General features: G+C 48.0%; 15 protein-coding genes. 12 read left to right on the top strand and 3 right to left on the bottom strand.

The features are described 5' to 3' along the window. Nucleotides 1-10: 10 nt before the first annotated feature. Both rsmI and H6F51_11695 read left to right on the top strand, forming a co-directional pair. Entirely contained in the window at nucleotides 11-844 is an 834-nt protein-coding gene (gene rsmI, locus H6F51_11700) for a 16S rRNA (cytidine(1402)-2'-O)-methyltransferase (protein MBD1823141.1), read from the top strand. Continuing rightward, entirely contained in the window at nucleotides 841-1,377 is a 537-nt protein-coding gene (locus H6F51_11695) for a hypothetical protein (GenBank protein ID MBD1823140.1), read from the top strand. The genes rsmI and H6F51_11695 overlap by 4 nt, the downstream gene beginning before the upstream one ends. On the opposite strand, the gene H6F51_11690 is transcribed toward H6F51_11695, so the two are convergent. Further along, a complete protein-coding gene (locus H6F51_11690) occupies nucleotides 1,378-2,250 on the bottom strand; it encodes a DMT family transporter (GenBank protein MBD1823139.1) in 873 nt (290 codons plus the stop codon). 172 nt (nucleotides 2,251-2,422) lie between these two features. Between H6F51_11690 and H6F51_11685 the strand changes: the two genes are divergently transcribed. Beyond that, the gene (locus tag H6F51_11685; GenBank protein MBD1823138.1) at nucleotides 2,423-2,872 is read left to right on the top strand and encodes a DUF393 domain-containing protein; all 450 of its coding nucleotides are present in this window, start codon (nucleotides 2,423-2,425) and stop codon (nucleotides 2,870-2,872) included. A 59-nt stretch (nucleotides 2,873-2,931) separates the two neighbouring features. On the opposite strand, the gene H6F51_11680 is transcribed toward H6F51_11685, so the two are convergent. Continuing rightward, a complete protein-coding gene (locus H6F51_11680) occupies nucleotides 2,932-3,069 on the bottom strand; it encodes a hypothetical protein (GenBank protein ID MBD1823137.1) in 138 nt (45 codons plus the stop codon). On the opposite strand from H6F51_11680, the gene H6F51_11675 reads away from it, so the two are divergent. From H6F51_11675 to H6F51_11665, 3 genes are all read left to right on the top strand, one after another. Further along, nucleotides 3,062-4,426 (top strand): glycoside hydrolase 100 family protein, encoded by a 1,365-nt coding sequence (locus H6F51_11675; GenBank protein MBD1823136.1) that lies wholly within the window; start codon nucleotides 3,062-3,064, stop codon nucleotides 4,424-4,426. The two genes, H6F51_11680 and H6F51_11675, sit on opposite strands and share 8 nt — an antisense overlap. Nucleotides 4,427-4,710: 284 nt before the next feature. Next, the gene (locus tag H6F51_11670; protein MBD1823135.1) at nucleotides 4,711-5,322 is read left to right on the top strand and encodes a hypothetical protein; all 612 of its coding nucleotides are present in this window, start codon (nucleotides 4,711-4,713) and stop codon (nucleotides 5,320-5,322) included. 31 nt (nucleotides 5,323-5,353) lie between these two features. Next, nucleotides 5,354-5,956: a Uma2 family endonuclease gene (locus H6F51_11665; protein ID MBD1823134.1), complete on the top strand. Its 603-nt coding sequence runs from the start codon at nucleotides 5,354-5,356 to the stop codon at nucleotides 5,954-5,956. Here the strand turns inward: H6F51_11665 and H6F51_11660 are convergent, their stop codons facing one another. Continuing rightward, nucleotides 5,957-6,241 (bottom strand): DUF427 domain-containing protein, encoded by a 285-nt coding sequence (locus tag H6F51_11660; protein MBD1823133.1) that lies wholly within the window; start codon nucleotides 6,239-6,241, stop codon nucleotides 5,957-5,959. A gap of 196 nt (nucleotides 6,242-6,437) precedes the next feature. Here H6F51_11660 and H6F51_11655 point away from each other — a divergent pair, with 196 nt between their 5' ends. The 6 genes from H6F51_11655 to H6F51_11630 all read left to right on the top strand — a co-directional run bounded on the left by H6F51_11655 (nucleotide 6,438) and on the right by H6F51_11630 (nucleotide 20,516). Further along, entirely contained in the window at nucleotides 6,438-8,339 is a 1,902-nt protein-coding gene (locus tag H6F51_11655) for an AMP-binding protein (GenBank protein ID MBD1823132.1), read from the top strand. Nucleotides 8,340-8,438: 99 nt separating this feature from the next. Continuing rightward, entirely contained in the window at nucleotides 8,439-8,888 is a 450-nt protein-coding gene (locus tag H6F51_11650) for a YlqD family protein (GenBank protein MBD1823131.1), read from the top strand. Between the two features lie 102 nt (nucleotides 8,889-8,990). Next, the gene (gene glpK, locus H6F51_11645) at nucleotides 8,991-10,457 is read left to right on the top strand and encodes a glycerol kinase GlpK (protein MBD1823130.1); all 1,467 of its coding nucleotides are present in this window, start codon (nucleotides 8,991-8,993) and stop codon (nucleotides 10,455-10,457) included. A 129-nt stretch (nucleotides 10,458-10,586) separates the two neighbouring features. Further along, nucleotides 10,587-13,310 (top strand): response regulator, encoded by a 2,724-nt coding sequence (locus H6F51_11640; protein MBD1823129.1) that lies wholly within the window; start codon nucleotides 10,587-10,589, stop codon nucleotides 13,308-13,310. 7 nt (nucleotides 13,311-13,317) lie between these two features. Further along, a complete protein-coding gene (locus tag H6F51_11635; GenBank protein ID MBD1823128.1) occupies nucleotides 13,318-14,574 on the top strand; it encodes a response regulator in 1,257 nt (418 codons plus the stop codon). Between the two features lie 104 nt (nucleotides 14,575-14,678). Next, nucleotides 14,679-20,516, top strand: coding sequence for an AAA family ATPase (locus H6F51_11630; GenBank protein MBD1823127.1), 5,838 nt, complete (start codon nucleotides 14,679-14,681; stop codon nucleotides 20,514-20,516).

The raw sequence follows: 20,516 nt of genomic DNA, 5'->3' as shown, positions 1-20,516 counted from the left end.
AATTCACTTCATGACAGCAACTCTATATATTGTGGGCACACCACTGGGCAACTTAGAAGACATGACGTTTCGGGCAGTGCGAATTCTGCAAACGGTAGACCTAATCGCCGCAGAAGACACGCGCCACACCGGAAAACTCTTGCAGCACTTTCAAATCAAAACCCCGCAAGTTAGCTATCACGATCACAATCGCCATTCTAGAACTATCGAACTGGTCGATCGTCTTCAGCAAGGGACATCGATCGCGCTTGTGACAGATGCAGGAATGCCCGGAATTTCTGACCCAGGGTATGAACTGGTGAAAGCATGTGCAGAAGTAGGAATTTCAGTTGTTCCAATCCCCGGCGCAACGGCAGCGATGACAGCTTTGAGTGCTTCAGGGTTAAAGTGCGATCGGTTTGTGTTTGAGGGCTTTCTCCCTGCTAAAGAAACAGAGCGGCGTGAACATCTCGAACGGTTAATCACCGACGATCGCACCTTAATTTTCTACGAAGCGCCTCATCGAGTGCAAAAAACACTCGCTGACATTGCAACAGTTTTAGGAGACGATCGCTTGATTGTCTTGGCGCGTGAACTCACCAAACTACACGAAGAGTTCTGGCGCGGGACAGTGAAAGCCGCGATCGACCATTACACCAAGCATGAGCCAAAGGGCGAATTTACGCTGATTGTTTCTGGAGCAGAGCCAACCGAAGTTCCCCTCACAGAAGAAGTCTTAAAAGCAGAGTTGTTGTCATTATTGAAGCAAGGAGTTTCTCGATCGCAAGCGAGTCGCCAGTTGTCTCAGCAAACCGCTTTACCTCGTCGTCAACTGTATCAACTCGCCTTACAGATTGAACTATGAGCGAATTCGACTTCGATAGCTTACTGCAAAAAGCGTTCGAGCAGTGTGAACGCCTCGGACATCCGCTAGATGCAGACCAAAAAGAAATCTTGCGATCGACTTTGCAGCAAGAAACGCGATCGAATCCGCTCACACAACTGACTGAGGAACAACGACAAGCCGTTCTACAGTTTGCCCAACAGTCCGATTGGAAAACATCGCTTCTAAACGATTGGCTGCAAAATCGTAATTCTGGAGCCATGCAGTTTATTCGAGATCAATATGGATTATCCTGGCTCAATTCTGTGACGGCTGAAGATTTAGCAGCCTACCGCGATCAAGAAACCCGACTGAACATTGGCGATCGCATTGAAGTTTCCAATGCTCTATGGGAATGGGTGCAAGCCGATGATCAAGAATGGTACACCTGCATAGTCATCGGACTGAGTGAATCAGACAGCTCACAACAAACGCGCTGCACAATTCGCTTTGACAACGGGCAGGAATATGAAATTCAAGGCGTGTACGACTGGAATCGATCGAACTGGCGATAGCTACTTGCGGTTTACGATCGAAGTCAGAATCAATGCACTCACCACACAGCCCATTCCAATCAATTCATGAAATTGCGGAATTTCTCTAAGCTGCAATGCTGCAAACGTCACTCCTAACACCGGAGTCATCAGCATTCCTAACCCCGATAGTCCGGCGGGAAGCTGTCTCAGTACATACATCCATAACAGCATCGGAATCGCGTTTCCGGGCAAGACACTATAAGCCAAAGCACTCATAAAGGTCGAATTCCACTGAATTGGCGGAGCCGACGAAAAGAGCGCGATCGCAATCAGGGGTATAGTTCCAAACAGCGTTTGCCAAGTTGTCAGCGACAATAGATTGACTGACTTTGCATCGATTTTCTTTGCCACGATCGAGCCGCCCGCCCAACTTAATCCCGCTAACACGGCAAACAATCCACTGATCAACGAACCTTGCAGCCGAAACGGATCAAGAATCAACAACAATCCAGAGAAGGCAACTGCGATCGCGATCCATTGCACTCCTCGAATCCGCTCACCCAAGAAGTACCATGCCAACAACAATGTCCAAAACGGCATTGTGTAAACCAGAATCGAGGTTTTCCCGGCTCCCCCACTGACCAATGCCCAAGCTGCAAAGCCACTAAATCCTGCGGTTTGTAGCAACCCTAACAAGAAAGTCATTGGGACAGCTTTCGGCAGGATCGGTTGCTTGGTTGCGATCAGGGCAATCAGAAGTGCTAAGCCGCCCCCCACATTTCGCAGTGCTGCAAATGTAAACGCCGAGGAATATTGCACTCCTAGCTTCATCTGCGTCCAACTGTAGCCCCAGAGAATTGCGATCGCTAGCAATGCCAGCACCGCCGTTTTTGGAAAACGAGATTCAGTCATGTCGTTACCTCTGATACTCGCATCGCAAGTTCGCGCCCCAATATAAATAATCTCAAACAATAAATAATCTCAAACAGTAAATCTCAAACAGCTTAAAACCAAAGTGAATCACCTATAGTCCACCGCAAGCGTTACAAACTGTTAAATTAAAGAAAATTGGATTGAACCTGCAATGTCTGCTACCCCAGCCTGGAAAATTAAGCTGCTCTACGATAGTGAATGTCCGCTTTGTATGCGCGAAGTGAATTTTTTGAAAAAGCGGGACAATGATCGTGGTTTAGTCGCGTTTGTTGACATTGCCGACGAGAACTATTCACCAGACGAGAACGGCGAGATTGATTATGAAACGGCAATGGGTCGGATTCATGCCGTATTGCCCGATGGCAGCACGATCAAAAATGTCGAGGTGTTTCGGCGCGTTTACGAAGTTCTCGGCATGGGATGGGTCTATGCGATTACAAGAATCCCAATCTTCGGTTGGATTGCGGATAAGCTGTATGAGATTTGGGCAGATTGGCGACTGATGCTGACGGGAAGACCGGACTTAAGGGCGATCGTGGCTGAGCGGCAGAAACGATTAGATTGCGCAAACGAAGGACGTTGCCGAGTCGAAAAGAGCTAGGGCAACAATATTGAATTGAAACCGTCCAGCGACGAGGGCAGGCTTTACCAGACGTTGACTTAGCGATCGAGAAAATCAAAACATTGAGCCAATAGCACCAGTTCACACAGATAAATCGATCGTAAACTCCCATACCATGCTAGAAGAATTGCTCTAGGATAGACCTTTGTTGATTTCGAGGTCAGAACGTTGAGCATCGAAGAGAAAGCCTGGGAACTGTTAGAAAAATCCGTTCTGTATTATCAAGGTCGAGAGATTGGCACGATCGCAGCCTGTGACACAGATCTGATCGCCTTAAACTACGATCAATGTTTTGTCAGAGACTTTATCTCCTCTGCACTCCTGTTTCTGATGCGTGGCAGAACTGAGATTGTTCAACACTTTCTTGAAGAAACCTTAAGGCTCCAACCCAAAACCACGCAATTCGACTCTTCTAAACCCAGCCGCGGCTTGATGCCTGCAAGCTTCAAAGTCATTCCCTACGAAGGCGGGGAGTATCTCAAAGCTGATTTTGGTGATCATGCGATCGGTCGCGTGGCTCCCGCCGATTCAGGACTGTGGTGGATCATTCTGCTGCGTGCTTATGTGATTGCCACCGGAGAAACCGATTTTGCTCATCGACCCGATGTTCAAGAAGGCATCCGCTTTATTCTCGAACTTTGTTTGGTGACTCGGTTTGATATGTATCCAATGGTGCTTGTGCCGGATGGGGCCAGCATGATCGATCGTCGCATGGGAATGTATGGGCATCCGCTCGACATTCAATCGCTGTTTTATGCTGCCCTGCGCTCTAGTCTGGAACTGCTCGTTGAAAATGAGGACAATCAGAAAATGATTCAGGGCATTCACAGCCGCCTCATTCCCCTCAGACGACAACTCAGAGAGCATTATTGGCTCGATCCAGACCGCTTAAACGTAATTTACCGCTATCGGGTCGAAGAATACGGCGAAGAGGCGCTGAATCAGTTCAATATCTATTCAGATTCAATTCCGTTCTATCGCCTTGCCAAATGGCTCCCTGAAGCAGGCGGATACATGGCAGGCAACTTAGGGCCTTCTCAGCTTGATGTCCGCTTCTTCGCGCTAGGGAACTTAATGTCGATCGTCTCTGCACTCGCCACCGAACGACAATCCCACAAAATTCTCAATCTGATCGAACTTCGCTGGAGTGATTTGGTCGGACAGATGCCGATGAAGCTTTGTTATCCTGCACTCGAAGATGTGGAATGGCGGATTGTTACCGGAGCCGACCCGAAGAATCGTCCTTGGTCTTATCACAATGGCGGAAGCTGGCCCGTATTGCTCTGGATGTTAACCGCAGCCGCGAAAAAGATGGATCGCGGAGAACTCGCACATCATGCGATCGCCGTTGCAGAACGTCGCTTATTAGAAGATCACTTCCCCGAATACTATGACGGCCCCGATGCTCGATTGATCGGCAAAGAAGCGCGGAGGTATCAAACCTGGACGATCGCAGGATATCTACTGGCAAAAGAACTGTTAGCCCATCCGGAACATCTAAAGCTGATCAACTTCGATTGGGAATCTAAGTAGTCAACTCATCCGGGTACTCGTAAAATTTCGGACAGTCAAACCGCAGTACCCGATTTCCCTGAAACCCTTGCCGCTGGACTTACAGGCAAATTTTTCAATACTACGATCAACTATCAAAATGGCTGAAAGACTGAGATAGTAAGCATTGTAGGATCTGATAGTTGATCAACAATCGTCGCTTGAACTAAAAAAAGGCAAAATAAACACAGAAAATTGCAAATTTATTGTTCTGATTGATCAAAGAAGCACTACAATCAGAAACATTTACAGTGAGGTTCACAACAATGCCCTACGCAATTTTAGATCAATCAGTCAGACAGAACTTAGAACAAGAACGCGATCGTCTCACCAATGACCGCGAAGCGATCATCAAAGAAGCAGTTGCATCAGCAACCTCTGAGATTGATAAAACCTTGGAGTACCTCAATGGTTTGTTGGGTGGAGAAATTGCCCCTTCGACCAATGGTAAGAAAATCGAAATCGAAGTGCCCGCGATCGCAGAAGTAGCAGAGGCAAAACCGAAGCGCAAAGGACGCGGCAAAGCAAAAGCAACGGAAGAAACGACCGTTGCACCTGAAAAGAAAACACGCGGCAAAAAGAGCGAAGATGCACCCAAGCAGAAGCGCAATGTTAAACCGCCTGTTCCGTTTGATGCCACCATGAAGCGCGACTTCAAAGGAATGACTCCAGCAGAAGCGGTTTACAAAGTGATGAGCGGTTCACCCAGCGATACCTACACGACTGATGAGATGATCGAAGTTCTCTACGGTTCATTGCCCAGCGTGAACATGCCCGAAGCGCGGAAGCGGATTGCATTGATGATGGCGCATGGCATGAGAAAAGGAACCTACGAGAAAGTTGGAGAAAACCCCAGCCGCTTCAAAATCGCAGGCTAATTGCATTCCCTGTTCTACTGCAAGGCTCACAATGACAACACTGCTGGTTCACTCAGAACACACTCCTTTAGCCGTTCACTTTCCCGCCCTAGCTCAGATGACGACTGAACAGTTCTACGAGTTCTGCATGGCGAATTCTGAGCTACGGATTGAACGGACTGCAGCCGGAGAAGTGATCATTATGCCCCCAACTTTTTCTGATACTGGAAACCGCAACTTTAACCTTGCGGTACAGCTGGGAGTCTGGGCAGAGCAAGAGGGTACTGGAATCGGGTTTGATTCTAGTTCAGGCTTTACTCTGCCCAACGGTGCAACACGCTCTCCTGATGCCTCCTGGATTCGGCTCGATCGTTGGAATGCGCTGAGCGATCAGCAAAAAGCTTCGTTTGCCCCGATTTGCCCGGATTTTGTGATTGGGTTGCGCTCAGCTAGTGATAGTTTGAGCGACCTTCAACTCAAGATGCAGGAGTACATCGACAATGGTGCGAGATTGGGATTTTTGATCGATCGCACTCCGCGCACTGTTCATGTCTATCGTCCGAATACGATGCATCAGATCGTACAAAGCCCGGATTCGGTCAGTGCTGAACCAGAATTACCGGGCTTTGTGCTTCAGATGGCGAAGATTTGGTAGCTAGGCTTCGACTTTGACTCCTTTCCAGAAAGCAATGTAGCCTGCGATGTTCTTCGCGGCATCTTTGGGGGTGGGATAGTACCACGCCGCATCTTTGTTTGTTTGCCCGTTGACGACGATGCTGTAATAGCTGGCAACGCCCTTCCAACCGCAAGTGGTATGGGTGCTGCTGTCTTGAAAATATTCAGAATGAATTGAGTCGGGTGGAAAGTATTGGTTCCCCTCGACTGTTTCGGTGCGATCGCTCTCGGCTAAAACAACGCCGTTCCAAACTGCTCTTGGCATGGTTCAATCTCCAAACGCTTCGACTCACAGCCTAGCACTGATCCGGAACGAAGAAGACCCCGATCGCACTCGGCAAATTTTTTCAGCAAGAGGGGCGCTCATCAGCCACAATGAATTCTGTCTGCCCTCAATGGTTTAACCTGCGATTTAAGCAATATCGTTAGTATTAGACACTCATCCCACAGGAGTTTTGCTCATGAGCCGCGCCTACCCCTCTGTGCCGTTTGAACAAGCCCCTTATCGTAATGTGCAGTCGCTCCCCGAACTTTGGTCGATCGCTGCCAAACGATTTGCTGATGTTTTGGCAGTTCATGATCCGCATAGTCAGCCAGAGGTTAAGCTGACCTATGCTCAACTGTATGAGCAGATGCAGCTTTTTGCGGCGGGGATTCAGGCGCTAGACATTCACACCGATGCAAGCGATGAGCTTCCAGCCCGAATTGCGCTGTTTTCGGATAACTGTCCGCGCTGGCTGATTGCCGACCAAGGCATTATGCGATCGGGTGCGGTGGATGTGGTGCGGGGTTCACAGGCTGATCCGCTGGAGTTACGCTACATTCTGGAGCATAGCGGCTCAGTGGGAGTAGTGCTGCAAGATGCGGAACTATTGAAAAAGCTGCGATCGATTCTGGCAGAAGTTCCGATCCAATTTGTGATTTTGCTGACCGATGAAACGGCAAGTTCGGACACTTATAAAGTGCTGAAGTTTTCAGAAGTGATTGAGCTTGGTAAAACTCATCCGATTCAGCCTGTGCAGCAAGACCGAAACACTTTAGCGACCTTGATGTACACGTCGGGCACATCAGGAATGCCAAAAGGCGTGATGCTCAGCCACGGCAACTTGCTGTATGAAGTGAACGGTGCGTATGATGTGGCGCTGTTGCAGCCCGGAGAGCGTGTGTTAAGCATTCTTCCGATTTGGCATTGTTATGAGCGCACCTTTGAATACTTTGTGTTCTCCAACGGCTGTACTCAGATTTATACCAACATCCGCTTTGTGAAGAAAGATATCAAAGAATACCAGCCGCACTATATGGTTGGGGTTCCGCGTTTGTGGGAATCGATTTACGAAGGCATTCAGAAGCAGTTCCGCGATCAGCCTGCCAAGAAACAGAAGCTTGTGAAGTTCTTTTTAGGACAGAGCCAAAAGTATATTTTGGCGAAACGCACCGTTGAGAATTTGAACTTAGATAACCTCAATCCGTCGAGTGCGGAACAATTGAGCGCAAAAATGCAAGCCGCACTCCGCTATCCGTTTCACAAATTAGGCGATCGCTTGGTTTACGAGAAAGTTCGACAAGGTACGGGCGGCTGTTTGAAGTTTGTGGTCAGTGGTGGTGGCTCGATCGCAGAGCATTTAGAAGACTTTTTCGAGATTGTGGGCATCACCATTTTAGGGGGTTACGGGCTGACAGAAACGGCTCCGATTACCCATGCGCGTCGTCCGTGGCGGAATGTGCGTGGAGCCGATGGCGAACCGCTTCCCGGCACCGAAACCCGGATTGTTGACCCGGAAACCCACAAAGATTTACCCGTTGGGCAGCGCGGCTTAATTCTGCTGCGGGGCGCACAAATTATGCAGGGCTACTACAAGAACCCAGAAGCCACCGCCAAAGCGATCGACCCCCAAGGCTGGTTTGATACTGGAGATTTGGGCATGGTGACGCAGCACAATGATTTGATCATCACCGGACGAGCGAAGGATACGATCGTCTTAACCAACGGTGAGAACATCGAACCACAGCCGATCGAAGATGCCTGCCTCCGGAGCGCTTACATTGATCAGATCATGCTAGTTGGACAAGATCAGAAAATGCTGGGTGCGCTGATTGTGCCCAACCTCGAAGCCCTAGAACAGTGGAAAGGCGGCAGCGTGGATTTGAATGATCCAGCCGTTCAAGAATTGTTCCGGCAAGAATTAGTGCGACTGGTAAAAGCGCGTCCGGGATATCGTCCGGACGATCGCATTGGCGTTTTCCGCTTGTTGAGCGAAGCGTTTTCGATCGAAAACGGCTTTCTAACGCAAACGCTGAAAATTCGGCGCAACGTTGTGATGGAGCGCTACCACGGTATGATTAACGAGATGTTTTCGCTATAGCGCGATCGTCGGGAGCTAAAGCGTTTAATAGCGTTTAATATAGTCAACCTAGCTCCCGATTCCCATCGTTCAATTTTTGATCAATTTCTGAGTCACCGTATGGAAATCTCTAAGTCTCATCTGTTGTTGCAGCGTAATGTCAATATAAAAGCGGTGGTTACTCCTCGCTGGAAAGACGAAGCGCAGCAAACTCTACAGGCGCAATTGAACCAGATTGATAGCCAGTTGCAGCAGCTTGATTTGCAGATGCAGCAGGTACTGACTGAAGTTCAACGGCAGACGCTCCAGCCCGGTAGTCCGGAGGCGTTGCAGCAGAGCGAAAACATTCGGATGCAGTTTAATCAGCGCAAAAGCGAGTTGCTAGAGCAAAAAAATCAAAGTCTACAGCAGCTTCAGCAAATCCAAATGTTGGAACTTGATCAAGAAGTGCAGCAGGGACAAATCGGCAGCGTGTTTCGGATTGAGCCGGGTGATAATTTGATTGAGAAGATGAATGTTGAAGTGCTGCTGCGCGATGGCATAGTTGAGGAAATTCGCGGCATCATTTAGGGTTGGGTGGGTCGATCGCTCTCAGTCAATATCTACAAAATGTCACGATCGACCCGCTTCAAGGGGCGCTATTGTCTGAGTTAGACGACCTCACCGCGATGTATGACCACACGATACATTCTGGCACTTGATCTGGGCACGACGGGCAATCGCGCCTTTTTATTTGACCATTCTGGCAACATTGCTGGACAGGCTTATTTAGAACTGACGCAATACTATCCGCACCCAGGATGGCTAGAACATGATGCCGAAGAGATTTGGAATGCAACTCAGTCAGTTATTCGATCGGCAATTCAAACGGCACAAATCGAACCGTCTGAGATTGCCGCGATCGGGCTAACGGTTCAGCGCGAAACCTGTTTACTTTGGGATAAGAACACTGGAAAACCGCTACATCGGGCGATCGTTTGGCAAGATCGGCGGACGGCTGAATTTTGTAATCAACTGCGCGATCAAGGATTGGCGGCGGAAATCTACGATCGTACTGGCTTAGTAATTGATGCTTACTTTTCCGCAACCAAGCTGAGATGGTTACTCGATCGGGTGCAACGAATTGATTTAAGCACTGTGCTGGCGGGAACGATCGATACTTGGATTTTGTGGAAGCTCACAGGCGGTAAAGTTCACGCGACTGATCACAGTAACGCCAGTCGCACTTTATTAATGAACTTAAAAACGCTGGAATGGGATGATCGATTGCTGGAGTTGTTTGGCATTCCCGCACAGATTCTTCCCTCAATTCAGCCCAGCTTAGGAACATTTGGGATTACAAATCTGCTCGGTGTTGAGATTCCGATTACAGCAATTTTGGGAGATCAACAAGCGGCATTGTTTGGGCAAGGCTGCGATCGACCCGGTTTGATGAAATGCACCTACGGAACCGGAAGCTTTCTGGTGGCTCATACGGGATCTGAAATTGTGCGATCGGATCAGCAATTGATTTCGACGATCGCTTGGACACAAAACCATCAAATTGGCTATGCGCTTGAAGGTAGTATGTTCACCAGTGGCGCTTGCATTCAGTGGCTGCGAGATGGCTTGGGATTGATTGCGACCGCTCAGGAAACAGAAGCGATCGCCGAGCAGGTTTCAGATAGTGGCGGAGTGTACTTTGTGCCTGCCTTGAGTGGACTTGGGACACCGCACTGGGATATGAGTGCGCGGGGAGCATTTTTGGGGATTACAGGTGGAGTGCGGCGAGAACATTTAGTTCGGGCGGTACTCGAAGCGATCGCATTTCAAGTCAAAGAAGTCGTAGACGAAATTACAACCCATAGCCCGCTCCTCCTGCAAAAGTTATCGGTGGACGGCGGCGCTTGTGAGAATAACTTTCTGATGCAGCTTCAAGCGGACTTATTGGGCATTGCGATCGAGCGTCCTGCAATCCGAGATACAACCGTTCTAGGTGTTGCATTTGCGGCAGGACTGGCAGCAGGATTTTGGCAAAGTTATGATCAATTAGTTCAGCAACGAGTGATCGATCGCGTGTTTGAACCCCAATCATCCGCCATTCACGTAGACTTCAGGCAATGGCAAAAAGCAGTTGATCGCACGAAAAATTGGTCGTAGCTTCTTTAGCTATCAGATAGTTCGTAGAAACAATCCTCTGAGTCTTCAGCGATCGTGCTTTGCTGTCGTCTAATTCTTCTAGTGGGGAATGATAAGAGTGATCTTCGTCATTGCCAGCCACTTCTTGTCATGTCTCTCCGAGCTAACCACCATCGCATTCCTCTACGAACAGTGCTAATCCTGCCATTTGTTCTACAAATTTTTGCGGCAGTAGGGCTGACCGGACACGTCTCGTTAGCGAATGGACAAAAAGCAGTTCATGAATTAGCTCTGCAAATGCTGGAAAAAGTGAGCGTTCAGACGAATCAGCACCTTGATGGTTATGCCTCGAAGACACGCTATCTCACCCAAATTAACGGTGAACAAATTGATCTCGAACTGCTGAATCTGCAAGATCCCGATCGTCTCGCCCGCTTCTTTGCCAAACAAGTCAAAACCTACAACGTCGGCTACATTCTGTACGGTGCTCCTTCGGGTGATTTTGTTGCGTCCGGGTACTATCGCGAAGCCACAATTCCCAAGAACGGGAATCCAGATATCAGCGTTGTATTGCCAAAGAAGTACGGGAGTCTTGACTTACATAACTATTCAACTGACGCTCAAAGCAAGCCGATCGCACGATTTGAGACGGTCAAGGATTACCAATTTCAAAAAGAAGGATGGTACGCCAAGAGTGCAACTACAGGAAAACTGGGCTGGAGCGAAATCTATCAATGGGAAACCAATAACTATCCGTTAGCGATCGCCACAAGTCGCCCAATTTACGACCAGCAAGGAAAGTTTGTGGGGAGCCTGGGTGTAGAACAGCGCCTCTCGCAAATTGGTGACTTTCTCAATCAGATTCGCGTCAGTCAGGCCAGTCAAATCTTTGTCCTAGAGCGTAATGGATTACTGGTAGCAAACTCTGGTCAATCGCCTGTTTTCTCAGTGACAGACGGCAAGCCCCGACGATTACGCGGCTCAGAAAGTTCAGATCTGTTAATCCGATCGACCGCTCAACATCTAGGCGATCGCCTTCGCAACTTACAAACCAGTCAGCAGCTAGAATTTGACTTTCAAGGAGAACGGCAGTTTGTGCAGGTGTCTCCCTGGCGCGATGAGTGGGGTTTGGACTGGATTGTCGTGGTGACTCTGCCGGAATCCCATTTCATGGGGCAGATCAACGCCAATACTCGCAGCACCGTTCTACTATGTTTGGGCGCTTTGGCAATTACCACAGTTCTCGGTATTCTTACGGCTCGTTGGATTACGCGCCCGATTCTAGAACTGCAAGCCGCGAGTGAAGCCATTGCGGCTGGAAACCTCGATCGCACCGTCAAAATCAAAAGCATTAGCGAACTTCAAGCTCTGGGGCGATCGTTCAATCAAATGGCGGCACAACTTAAAATGTCGTTTACCCAACTCGAAGATCGCGTGGCAGAACGGACGATCGAACTTCAGCAGGCGAAAGAACTGGCAGACGAGGCAAACCAAGCCAAAAGCGAATTTCTTGCCAATATGAGCCACGAACTGCGAACGCCGTTAAACGGAATTCTCGGTTACGCGCAAATTTTAGGACGATCGAGAGCACTGCCTGAAAAAGAACGCCATGGAATTAACGTCATTCACCAGTGCGGCTCTCATCTTCTGATGTTAATCAACGACATCCTCGATCTATCTAAAATTGAAGCCCGCAAACTAGAGCTGTCCCCCCAAGCGATTCACTTTCCCGCTTTTTTGCAGGGCATTGTTGAAATTTGTCGCGTTCGAGCCGAGCAAAAAGCGATTCAGTTTCATTTTGAGCCAGATCCTGACCTGCCTGTAGGAATTGCTGTCGATGAAAAGCGCTTGCGTCAAGTTTTGCTCAATCTTGTGGGAAATGCGATCAAGTTCACCGATCGAGGTCGCGTTACTCTCAGCGTCTGTCAGATTGCAGCCGCACCTGATCAAACGGTTCAACTCCGATTCGTTGTTGCAGATACCGGAGTGGGGATTGCACCAGAGCATATCAATCGGCTCTTTCAAGCCTTTGAGCAAGTCGGGGAACAACAGCGCAAAACCGAAGGAACGGGTCTTGGACTCGCGCTCAGTCAGCAGATTGTGCAACTTATGGGGGGACAGATTCGCGTCAAAAGTCAGCTAGGCGTGGGGAGCGATTTTTATTTCGAGGTGAAAGTTCCGATCGCTCTGGACTGGAGCCAACAGCAAACCGCTACAGCAGGCAATATTATTGGCTATGAGGGCGCAAGACGACACATTCTGGTGATCGACGATCGCTGGGAAAATCGTGCGGTTCTGCTGCATTTATTAGAGCCTCTGGGATTTGTGGTGACAGAAGCGGAACATGGGCAAGCAGGCTTAGTGCAACTTTCTCAAGCCGTTCCTGATTTGATCATCACGGATTTAGCTATGCCCGTGATGGATGGCTTTACGCTGTTGCAACAGATTCGGCAGAACGATCGACTCAAATCGCTGACGGTGATTGTTTCCTCTGCTTCCGTTGCCCCCTCAGAGCAGCAAAGCAGCTTTGAGGCAGGCGGCGATGACTTTCTCGCAAAGCCTGTGCAAGTTCAGGAATTATTAAGCTTGCTCAAAAAGCATCTCAATCTCACCTGGACATCCGAAGCATCTCAGCCAAAATCGCTAACCTCACTAACCGAACGACTTGCCCCACCTACGGCTGATTTACAAGTCTGGCTAGAACTCGCGCAAGAAGGACGATTGAAAAAACTCATTCGGCTCGCAGAACAATTGCAGCAGCAAGACGATCGTTATCAGCCCTTTGTGCAACAGGTGATCCAGCTTGCAAAACAGTTCCAGAGCGAGCAAATTGAAGCATTTATACAGCAATATCTCCCATCATCTCTCCCATAATCATCCTATGTCTGACCTCACAGGTTTAATTTTGATTGTTGATGATACGCCGACGAATTTAGAAGTGATTTCAGAGGCACTGAGCGATGCCGGATTTGATATTGCGATCGCCACTAGCGGTGATCGTGCCCTTCAGCAGCTAGAACGTCGCTTACCTGACTTAATCTTGCTCGATGTGATGATGCCAGGAATTGATGGCTTTGAAACCTGCCGTCGGATTAAGGCAAATTCTCGGACTCACGACATTCCGATCATTTTCATGACTGCGCTTGCTGATACAGATAGCAAAGTTAAATCTTTTGATCTTGGAGCCGTAGACTTCATCACTAAACCATTTCACGAAAGAGAAGTCTTAGCACGAGTTAGAACCCATTTACAGTTGCATTGCCTGACTCAGAACTTAGCCGAGCAAGTCGCCCAAAAAGCCGAAGCACTCGAAGCCTCACAGCTACAACTGATTCAAAACGAAAAAATGTCAGCCCTGGGTAATCTGGTTGCAGGAGTGGCGCACGAAATCAATAATCCGATCGCGTGTATTGTTGGCAATGTGAATGCGATTCACAATTCAGTCACAGAATTGTTTGAGGTTATTGATCTCTACTGCAAAACATTTCCTGAGCCTGGAGCAGAAATCGAAGCGGCACTGGAAGATCTAGACTATCTGCGCGAGGATTTACCAAAGCTGATTAGAACGCTACAAGACAGCGGCGATCGCATTACCGCAATTAGTAGAAGTCTTCGCACGTTTTCTCGCGCGGATACCGATCAAAAGCAGCAGTTTAACCTGCACGAAGGCATTGATAGTACCCTTTTAATTTTGCGGCATCGGCTCAAGGCAAATGCGCAGCGACCAGAGATTCAGGTGGTTACAGAGTACGGTCAACTGCCGATGATTCAATGTTTTCCGGGACAACTGAATCAGGTGTTTATGAATCTGCTGGCGAATGCAATCGACGCACTCGAAGAATCGAATCGAGAACGCAGCTACAGTCAGATCCAAGCTAATCCGAATCAGATTATTATTCGCACGGCAATCGAGCAAGATCAGGTAAAAGTTTCGATCGCGGATAATGGCGTTGGAATTCCAGAGACGATTAAAGAGAAAATATTTCACCAGCGATTCACCACAAAAGCAGTCGGTAAAGGCACAGGATTAGGCTTAGCGATCGTGCAAAAAATCATCGTAGACAACCATCGTGGAACGATTCAGATGAAGACCGAGAAAAACAAAGGGACAGAATTTGTGCTGACATTACCGCTTTGACACATTACAAATTTTCTAGATGTCACAAAATTAATTTAAGTACAATTTAAGAATATTTATCTTTCATCTGTTTTAGAGTGTTAAAACAGCACTGAAAGAACATTATGGACATTGAGGACTGTAAGCTACTAGAAGTCCTGCATCAAGGCACCTACACCATTCTCTATCGTGCTGCTATCGCGCAAACCTCTGATCGAGTGGCACTTAAAGTTTCAAAGACAGACCATCCGAAAGTTGAAGAGCTGACCCGCTTAAAACACGAATATAAGATTCTTCAGGGCTTGAACATTCCCGGAGTGATTCAACCCCTTGCTTTAGAAAATTACCGCGGCGGATGCGCGATCGTTTTACCCGACCTTCAAGGACAGCCCCTTGATACCTTTCTGGCACAACAGCCTTTAGCTTTAGAGCATTTTTTGCGGCTTGCGATTCAACTTGCAGCTATCTTGGTGCAGCTTCATCAGAACAAAATTATTCACAAAGATCTCAATCCCCACAATATTCTGGTCAAGCCTGACTCGCTTGAAGTTCAGATTTTTGACTTTAGTGTTGCTTCTTGTCTTTCAAAAGAGGAGAAAACCGATCGTACAATTTCCCTCATTGAAGGCAATTTAAGCTACATTGCACCAGAGCAAACCGGAAGAATGAATCGATCGATTGACTATCGATCGGATTTCTACAGCTTAGGTGTCACCTTTTATCAAATGCTCACCGGACAGTTGCCCTATGAAACGACTGATCCTCTAGAACTCATTCATTGCCACATCGCCAAAAATCCGGTTTCTCCATCGATCCTCAATGCTGATATTCCTTCAGTGGTATCAGACATTGTGATGAAGCTTTTAGCGAAAACCGCAGAAGAGCGATATCAGAGCGCGCTTGGGCTACAAGCGGATTTAGAAACCTGTTGGCGATCGCTCTCAACCGTCGGCAAAATTGCTGAATTCAAAATTGGAGAACTGGATTTATTCAGTCAATTTTCAATTCCACAAAAGCTTTATGGACGGGAATTAGAAGTTCAGGCATTGTTGGCGGCATTCGATCGCGTTGGTGCTTCAAAGGGTCACACCGAACTGCTGTTAGTCGGTGGTTATTCTGGGGTTGGTAAATCTTCATTAGTCAACGAAGTGCATCGGTCGATCGCATCGCGCGGCAGGGGATACTTTATTTCGGGTAAGTTTGATCAGTTCAAGCGTAGTATTCCTTATGCTGCATTAATTCAGGCGTTTCAGGAATTAATTCGGCAGCTTCTGACTGAGAGCGATCGAGAGATAACGGACTGGAGATCGCGATTGTTGAGTGCGATCGGGGTGAATGGTCAAGTCATCATTGATGTGTTTCCTGATGTAGAGCGAATTATTGGAAAACAGCCTCCTGCGCCTCCACTCGATGCCGTTCAATCCCAAAATCGATTTCATCGCGTTTTTCAGCAGTTTATTCAGGTCTTTAGTCAGCCACAGCATCCTTTAGTGGTGTTCCTGGATGATTTGCAGTGGGCGGATTTATCCTCACTGAAGCTGATTGAACGCATCATTAATACGTCAGAGCATCAAGGACTACTGCTGATTGGGGCTTATCGAGACAATGAAGTCAGTCTGTCTCATCCTCTGATTCAGACCTTAGAGCAGATTCGACAAGCGGGAGCGACGATCAATCAGATTGTGCTGCAACCCTTGAATCCAACACAGGTTACTCAACTTATCGCTGAAACTTTGCACACTGGATTAAATCTAGCTGAGCCGTTAGCGGATCTGGTATGGCGTAAAACGCAGGGGAATCCATTCTTTGTGACGCAATTGCTAAAATCGCTGCATCAAGACGATCGCCTGAGATTTGACTTTCAGCAGCGCTGCTGGGAATGGAACCCCGATCAGCTTCAAGACATCGATATGACTGAGAACGTGGTGGAGTTGATGGTCAGCCGAGTGCAAAAACTCTCACAGACCACTCAATCGGTTTTGAAGTTAGCGGCTTGTATTGGAAGTACTTTCAATCTCAATGTTTTATCCATTATCTATCAGCGATCGATCCCGGAAACCGCCCAAGATCTGTGGGAAGCCCTGCAAGCGGGATTCGTGTTGCCCCTGTCTGAGTCTTACAAAACTCCACTGGTCTTCGATCGACTCGATACGGCTCAGAAAGAGATTGGCTATAAGTTTTTGCACGATCGGGTGCAGCAAGCTGCTTATTCTCTGATTCCAGAACCAGAACGCGAAGCAACGCATCTGAAAATCGGTCGATTGCTACTGCAAAACACATCTCCCGATGATCGCCAAGAAATGATTTTCTCACTGGTGAATCATCTCAATGTGGGTCGAGCCTTGCTGACTTCAGAAGCAGAACGGGATGAGTTAGCAGAACTAAATTTAATTGCAGGTGAAAAAGCAAAAGTTGCGATCGCCTACGAATCTGCGCTGCGTTATCTCAAGATTGGAATTAGTTTACTGAGCAGTGATTGTTGGCTTCAGCGCTATGACTTCACGCTGAAGCTGTATGAAACTTCGATCGAAGTTGCTTATCTACAAGGCGACTTTGAACAGATGGAGCAATGGGCGGCGATCGTTTTGCAGCAGGCAAACAGCGCGACCGACAAAATGAAAGTTTATGAGATCAAAATTCAAGCGCGGATGGCGCAGATGAAGCAGCTTGAAGCCGTGGAAATTGGCTTACAAGCTTTGGCGCAATTAGGCGTGGAATTCCCGATTTCACCGACTGCGGCACAGGTGCAGCAGACGATCGCTAACACAGCCGCGAACTTAGCTGGAAAAAACATCGAAGCTCTCATCGATCTGCCGTTAATGAGCGATCCAGAGCAGTTAATGACCATCCAAATGCTCGCCAGTTTAGGTTCTCCGACTTATCAATCCGCACCGATGCTGTTTCCAGTGGTGATTTGTGAGCAAGTCAATTTATCGCTGCAATATGGAAATTCTTCGTCTTCAGCTTATAGCTATGTGTGTTACGGGGTCATTCTGAGTGGAATTGTTCATGATCCAGAGTCGGCTTACCAGTTTGGACAGTTGGCGCTCAGATTGCTCGATCGCTTTGGCACTTTAGCTCCGCAAGCTCAAACTCGGTTCGTGGCTGGAGCCTGTACAATGCACGGAAAAGTCCATGTCAGAGACATCTTGCCGCTATTGCTTTACACCTACCACAGTGGAGTCGAACAAGGACACTTAGAATATAGTGGTTATGCTGCGATGCAACGAGGACAATATGCTTATTTGAGCGGAGAAGAACTGCCTCAGCTCGCCCCCGAACTGGCAACCGTGAGCGCTGCACTCACGCAACTCAAGCAGGAAAACGCCTCAAGCTGGAATCGTATCTTTGAACAGAGTGTACTGAATCTGCTGCAATCGACACCGCATTCTTGTCGATTGCTCGGTGAAGCGTACAACGAAGAAGAGTTTTTACCGCTCCTACAAGCGGCAAACGATCGCACCGGACTGCATTATTTATATTTCAATAAGCTGCTGCTCTGTTACTTGTTGAACTGCCATCAGCAAGCTCTAGAATATGCAACTCAGGCTGAAGCTTATCTAGACGGAGTGCAAGCATTTTTGGTTGTGCCTGTGTTTTATTTCTATGATTCTCTGGTGCAGATGACGATCGCTCAGCCTGATTTAGAGAAAGTCAACCGCAATCAAGCCAAGCTAAAGATTTGGGCAACTGCCGCACCGATGAACTTTCAGCATAAGTACGATTTGGTTGAAGCAGAGCGATCGAGATGCCTGGGAAATCGCAGTGAAGCGATCGAGCGATACGATCAAGCGATTTCTGGTGCAATTACACACGGCTATCTACACGAAGCCGCGATCGCCAACGAACGCGCCGCAGAATTCTACTTCTCACTTCACAAAGACAAAATTGCTCAAGCCTATCTAAGGGATGCTTATGAGGGATATCAGCGCTGGGGGGCGATCGCCAAAGTCAGACAACTCGAACAACAGTACCCGACGCTTTTCACCCGCTCTTCTGAACCGAATCAAACGTTAGACTTGGCAACCGTGATGAAAGCAGCGCAGGTGCTTTCGAGTGAAATTGTGCTCGATCGCTTGCTCACGAAGTTGATGCAGCTTGTAATCGAGAATGCAGGGGCAGAATCTGGATTGCTCTTGCTCGAAAAGACGGGATCGCTCCAAGTCGCAGCATCGCAAGGAATGCAGCTTTATTCAGCCGCAATCGTGAATTATGTTGCGAGAACTGGTGAATCGATCGTCCTCGATCAAGCTGCCGTGCAGGGCGCATTTACAAGAGATGCCTACATTGTGGAGCATCAGCCCAAATCCGTTCTATGTGCGCCAATTCTGCATCAAGGAAAGCTCACAGGCGTTCTATATCTAGAGAACAATCTCACGATCGCGGCATTTACCCCAGAGCGGCTGGAAGTGCTGCAATTGCTGGCGGCGCAAGCAGCGATTGCGATCGAAAATGCTCGACTCTATGCGGATTTAGAAGAAGCAAAGCGCACCCTCGAAGGCAAAGTCATTCGGCGAACTAGAGAACTTCAGTTCAAAAACATTCATCTACAGCAAGAAATGAGTGAGCGCCAACGAGCAGAAAGAGCGGCAGCAGCAGCAAACCAGGCAAAGAGCGAATTTCTTGCCAACATGAGCCACGAACTCCGCACTCCATTAAATGGCATTCTCGGCTTTGCTCAGATTCTCAACAAAGATACAAGCTTCACAGAGTCCCAAAAGAATGGAATTCGCATTATTCATCGCTGTGGTGAACATCTATTGACGCTGATCAATGATGTGTTGGATTTGTCGCGGATCGAAGCTCGAAAAATGGAGCTTCACTGCAACGATTTCTATTTATCTGAACTGTTAGAGGGAGTTGTTGCCATCTGTGGCATCCGAGCCACTCAAAAAGGAATTACGTTTCGCGATGAAACTCAGTCTCCGTTACCGAGGTTGATTCGAGCTGATGAAAAACGACTCAGACAAGTTCTGATCAACCTATTAGGCAACGCGGTGAAGTTTACCGATCGCGGTCACGTCACCTTTAAGGTCGGCTATGTTTCTGCATTTGAACCGACTGCTGAAGCGGCAACAAAGGTGCGATTTCAAGTTGAAGATACGGGAGTCGGAATGTCTCCAGCCCAGCTACAGGAGATTTTTCAACCGTTTAAACAGGTGGGTGAACGTCGTCATCAAACCGAAGGGACGGGGCTTGGACTTGCAATCAGTCGGGATTTAATCCGGTTGATGGGCAGTGAGATTCAGGTCCGCAGCACACCCGGAGAAGGCAGCGTTTTTTGGTTTGACTTGGATTTAGTGGAGGTGTGTTACTTACCTGGCACGATCGAACAATCTCGGATTCGTGGATTTAAGGGCGATCGAACCATTCTTGTGGTAGACGACAAAGCAGAAAATCGCGAGGTTTTAGTCAATCTACTGAAGCCCTTGGGATTTGAAGTGATTGAAGCGATCGACGGACAAGATGCCCTAGAAAAAGCACAACAGTTTCACCCTGATGCGATCTTGCTTGATTTAGTCATGCCTAGGATGGATGGGTTTGAGACGACTCGCCAACTTCGCCTGTCTGAAAATCTGCATGAAACCGTGATTATTGCGACTTCAGCTAGTGTGTTTGCAATGGATCAACAAAGAAGCCGAGAGGTAGGCTGTGACGGCTTTTTATCGAAACCGATTCGTGAGATAGAGCTATTAGAGCAGCTATCAGCTCATCTCAAGCTAGACTGGATTCAAGAAGCATCTCCTCAACCGAGCTTGCAATCCGAATTGGTTGCGCCACCTGCCGCAGAACTGTCAATGCTACAAAATCTCGCGATGATGGGCGACTTAAAAGCGATCGTACAGCGCTCTGAGCAATTAGAGCAGCAAAGTCCGGAGTTTACAGCGTTTACGACTCATCTCCGCCAACTGGCAAAATCCTTTAAGAGAAAACAAATTTTAGAGTTCATCAACTCATTCTGA

This window comes from Cyanobacteria bacterium FACHB-DQ100 (genome assembly GCA_014695195.1).
Lineage (GTDB): Bacteria > Cyanobacteriota > Cyanobacteriia > Leptolyngbyales > Leptolyngbyaceae > Leptolyngbya.
Note: the sequence above shows the minus strand (reverse complement) of the source record. Positions and strands in the feature narration are given on the sequence as shown.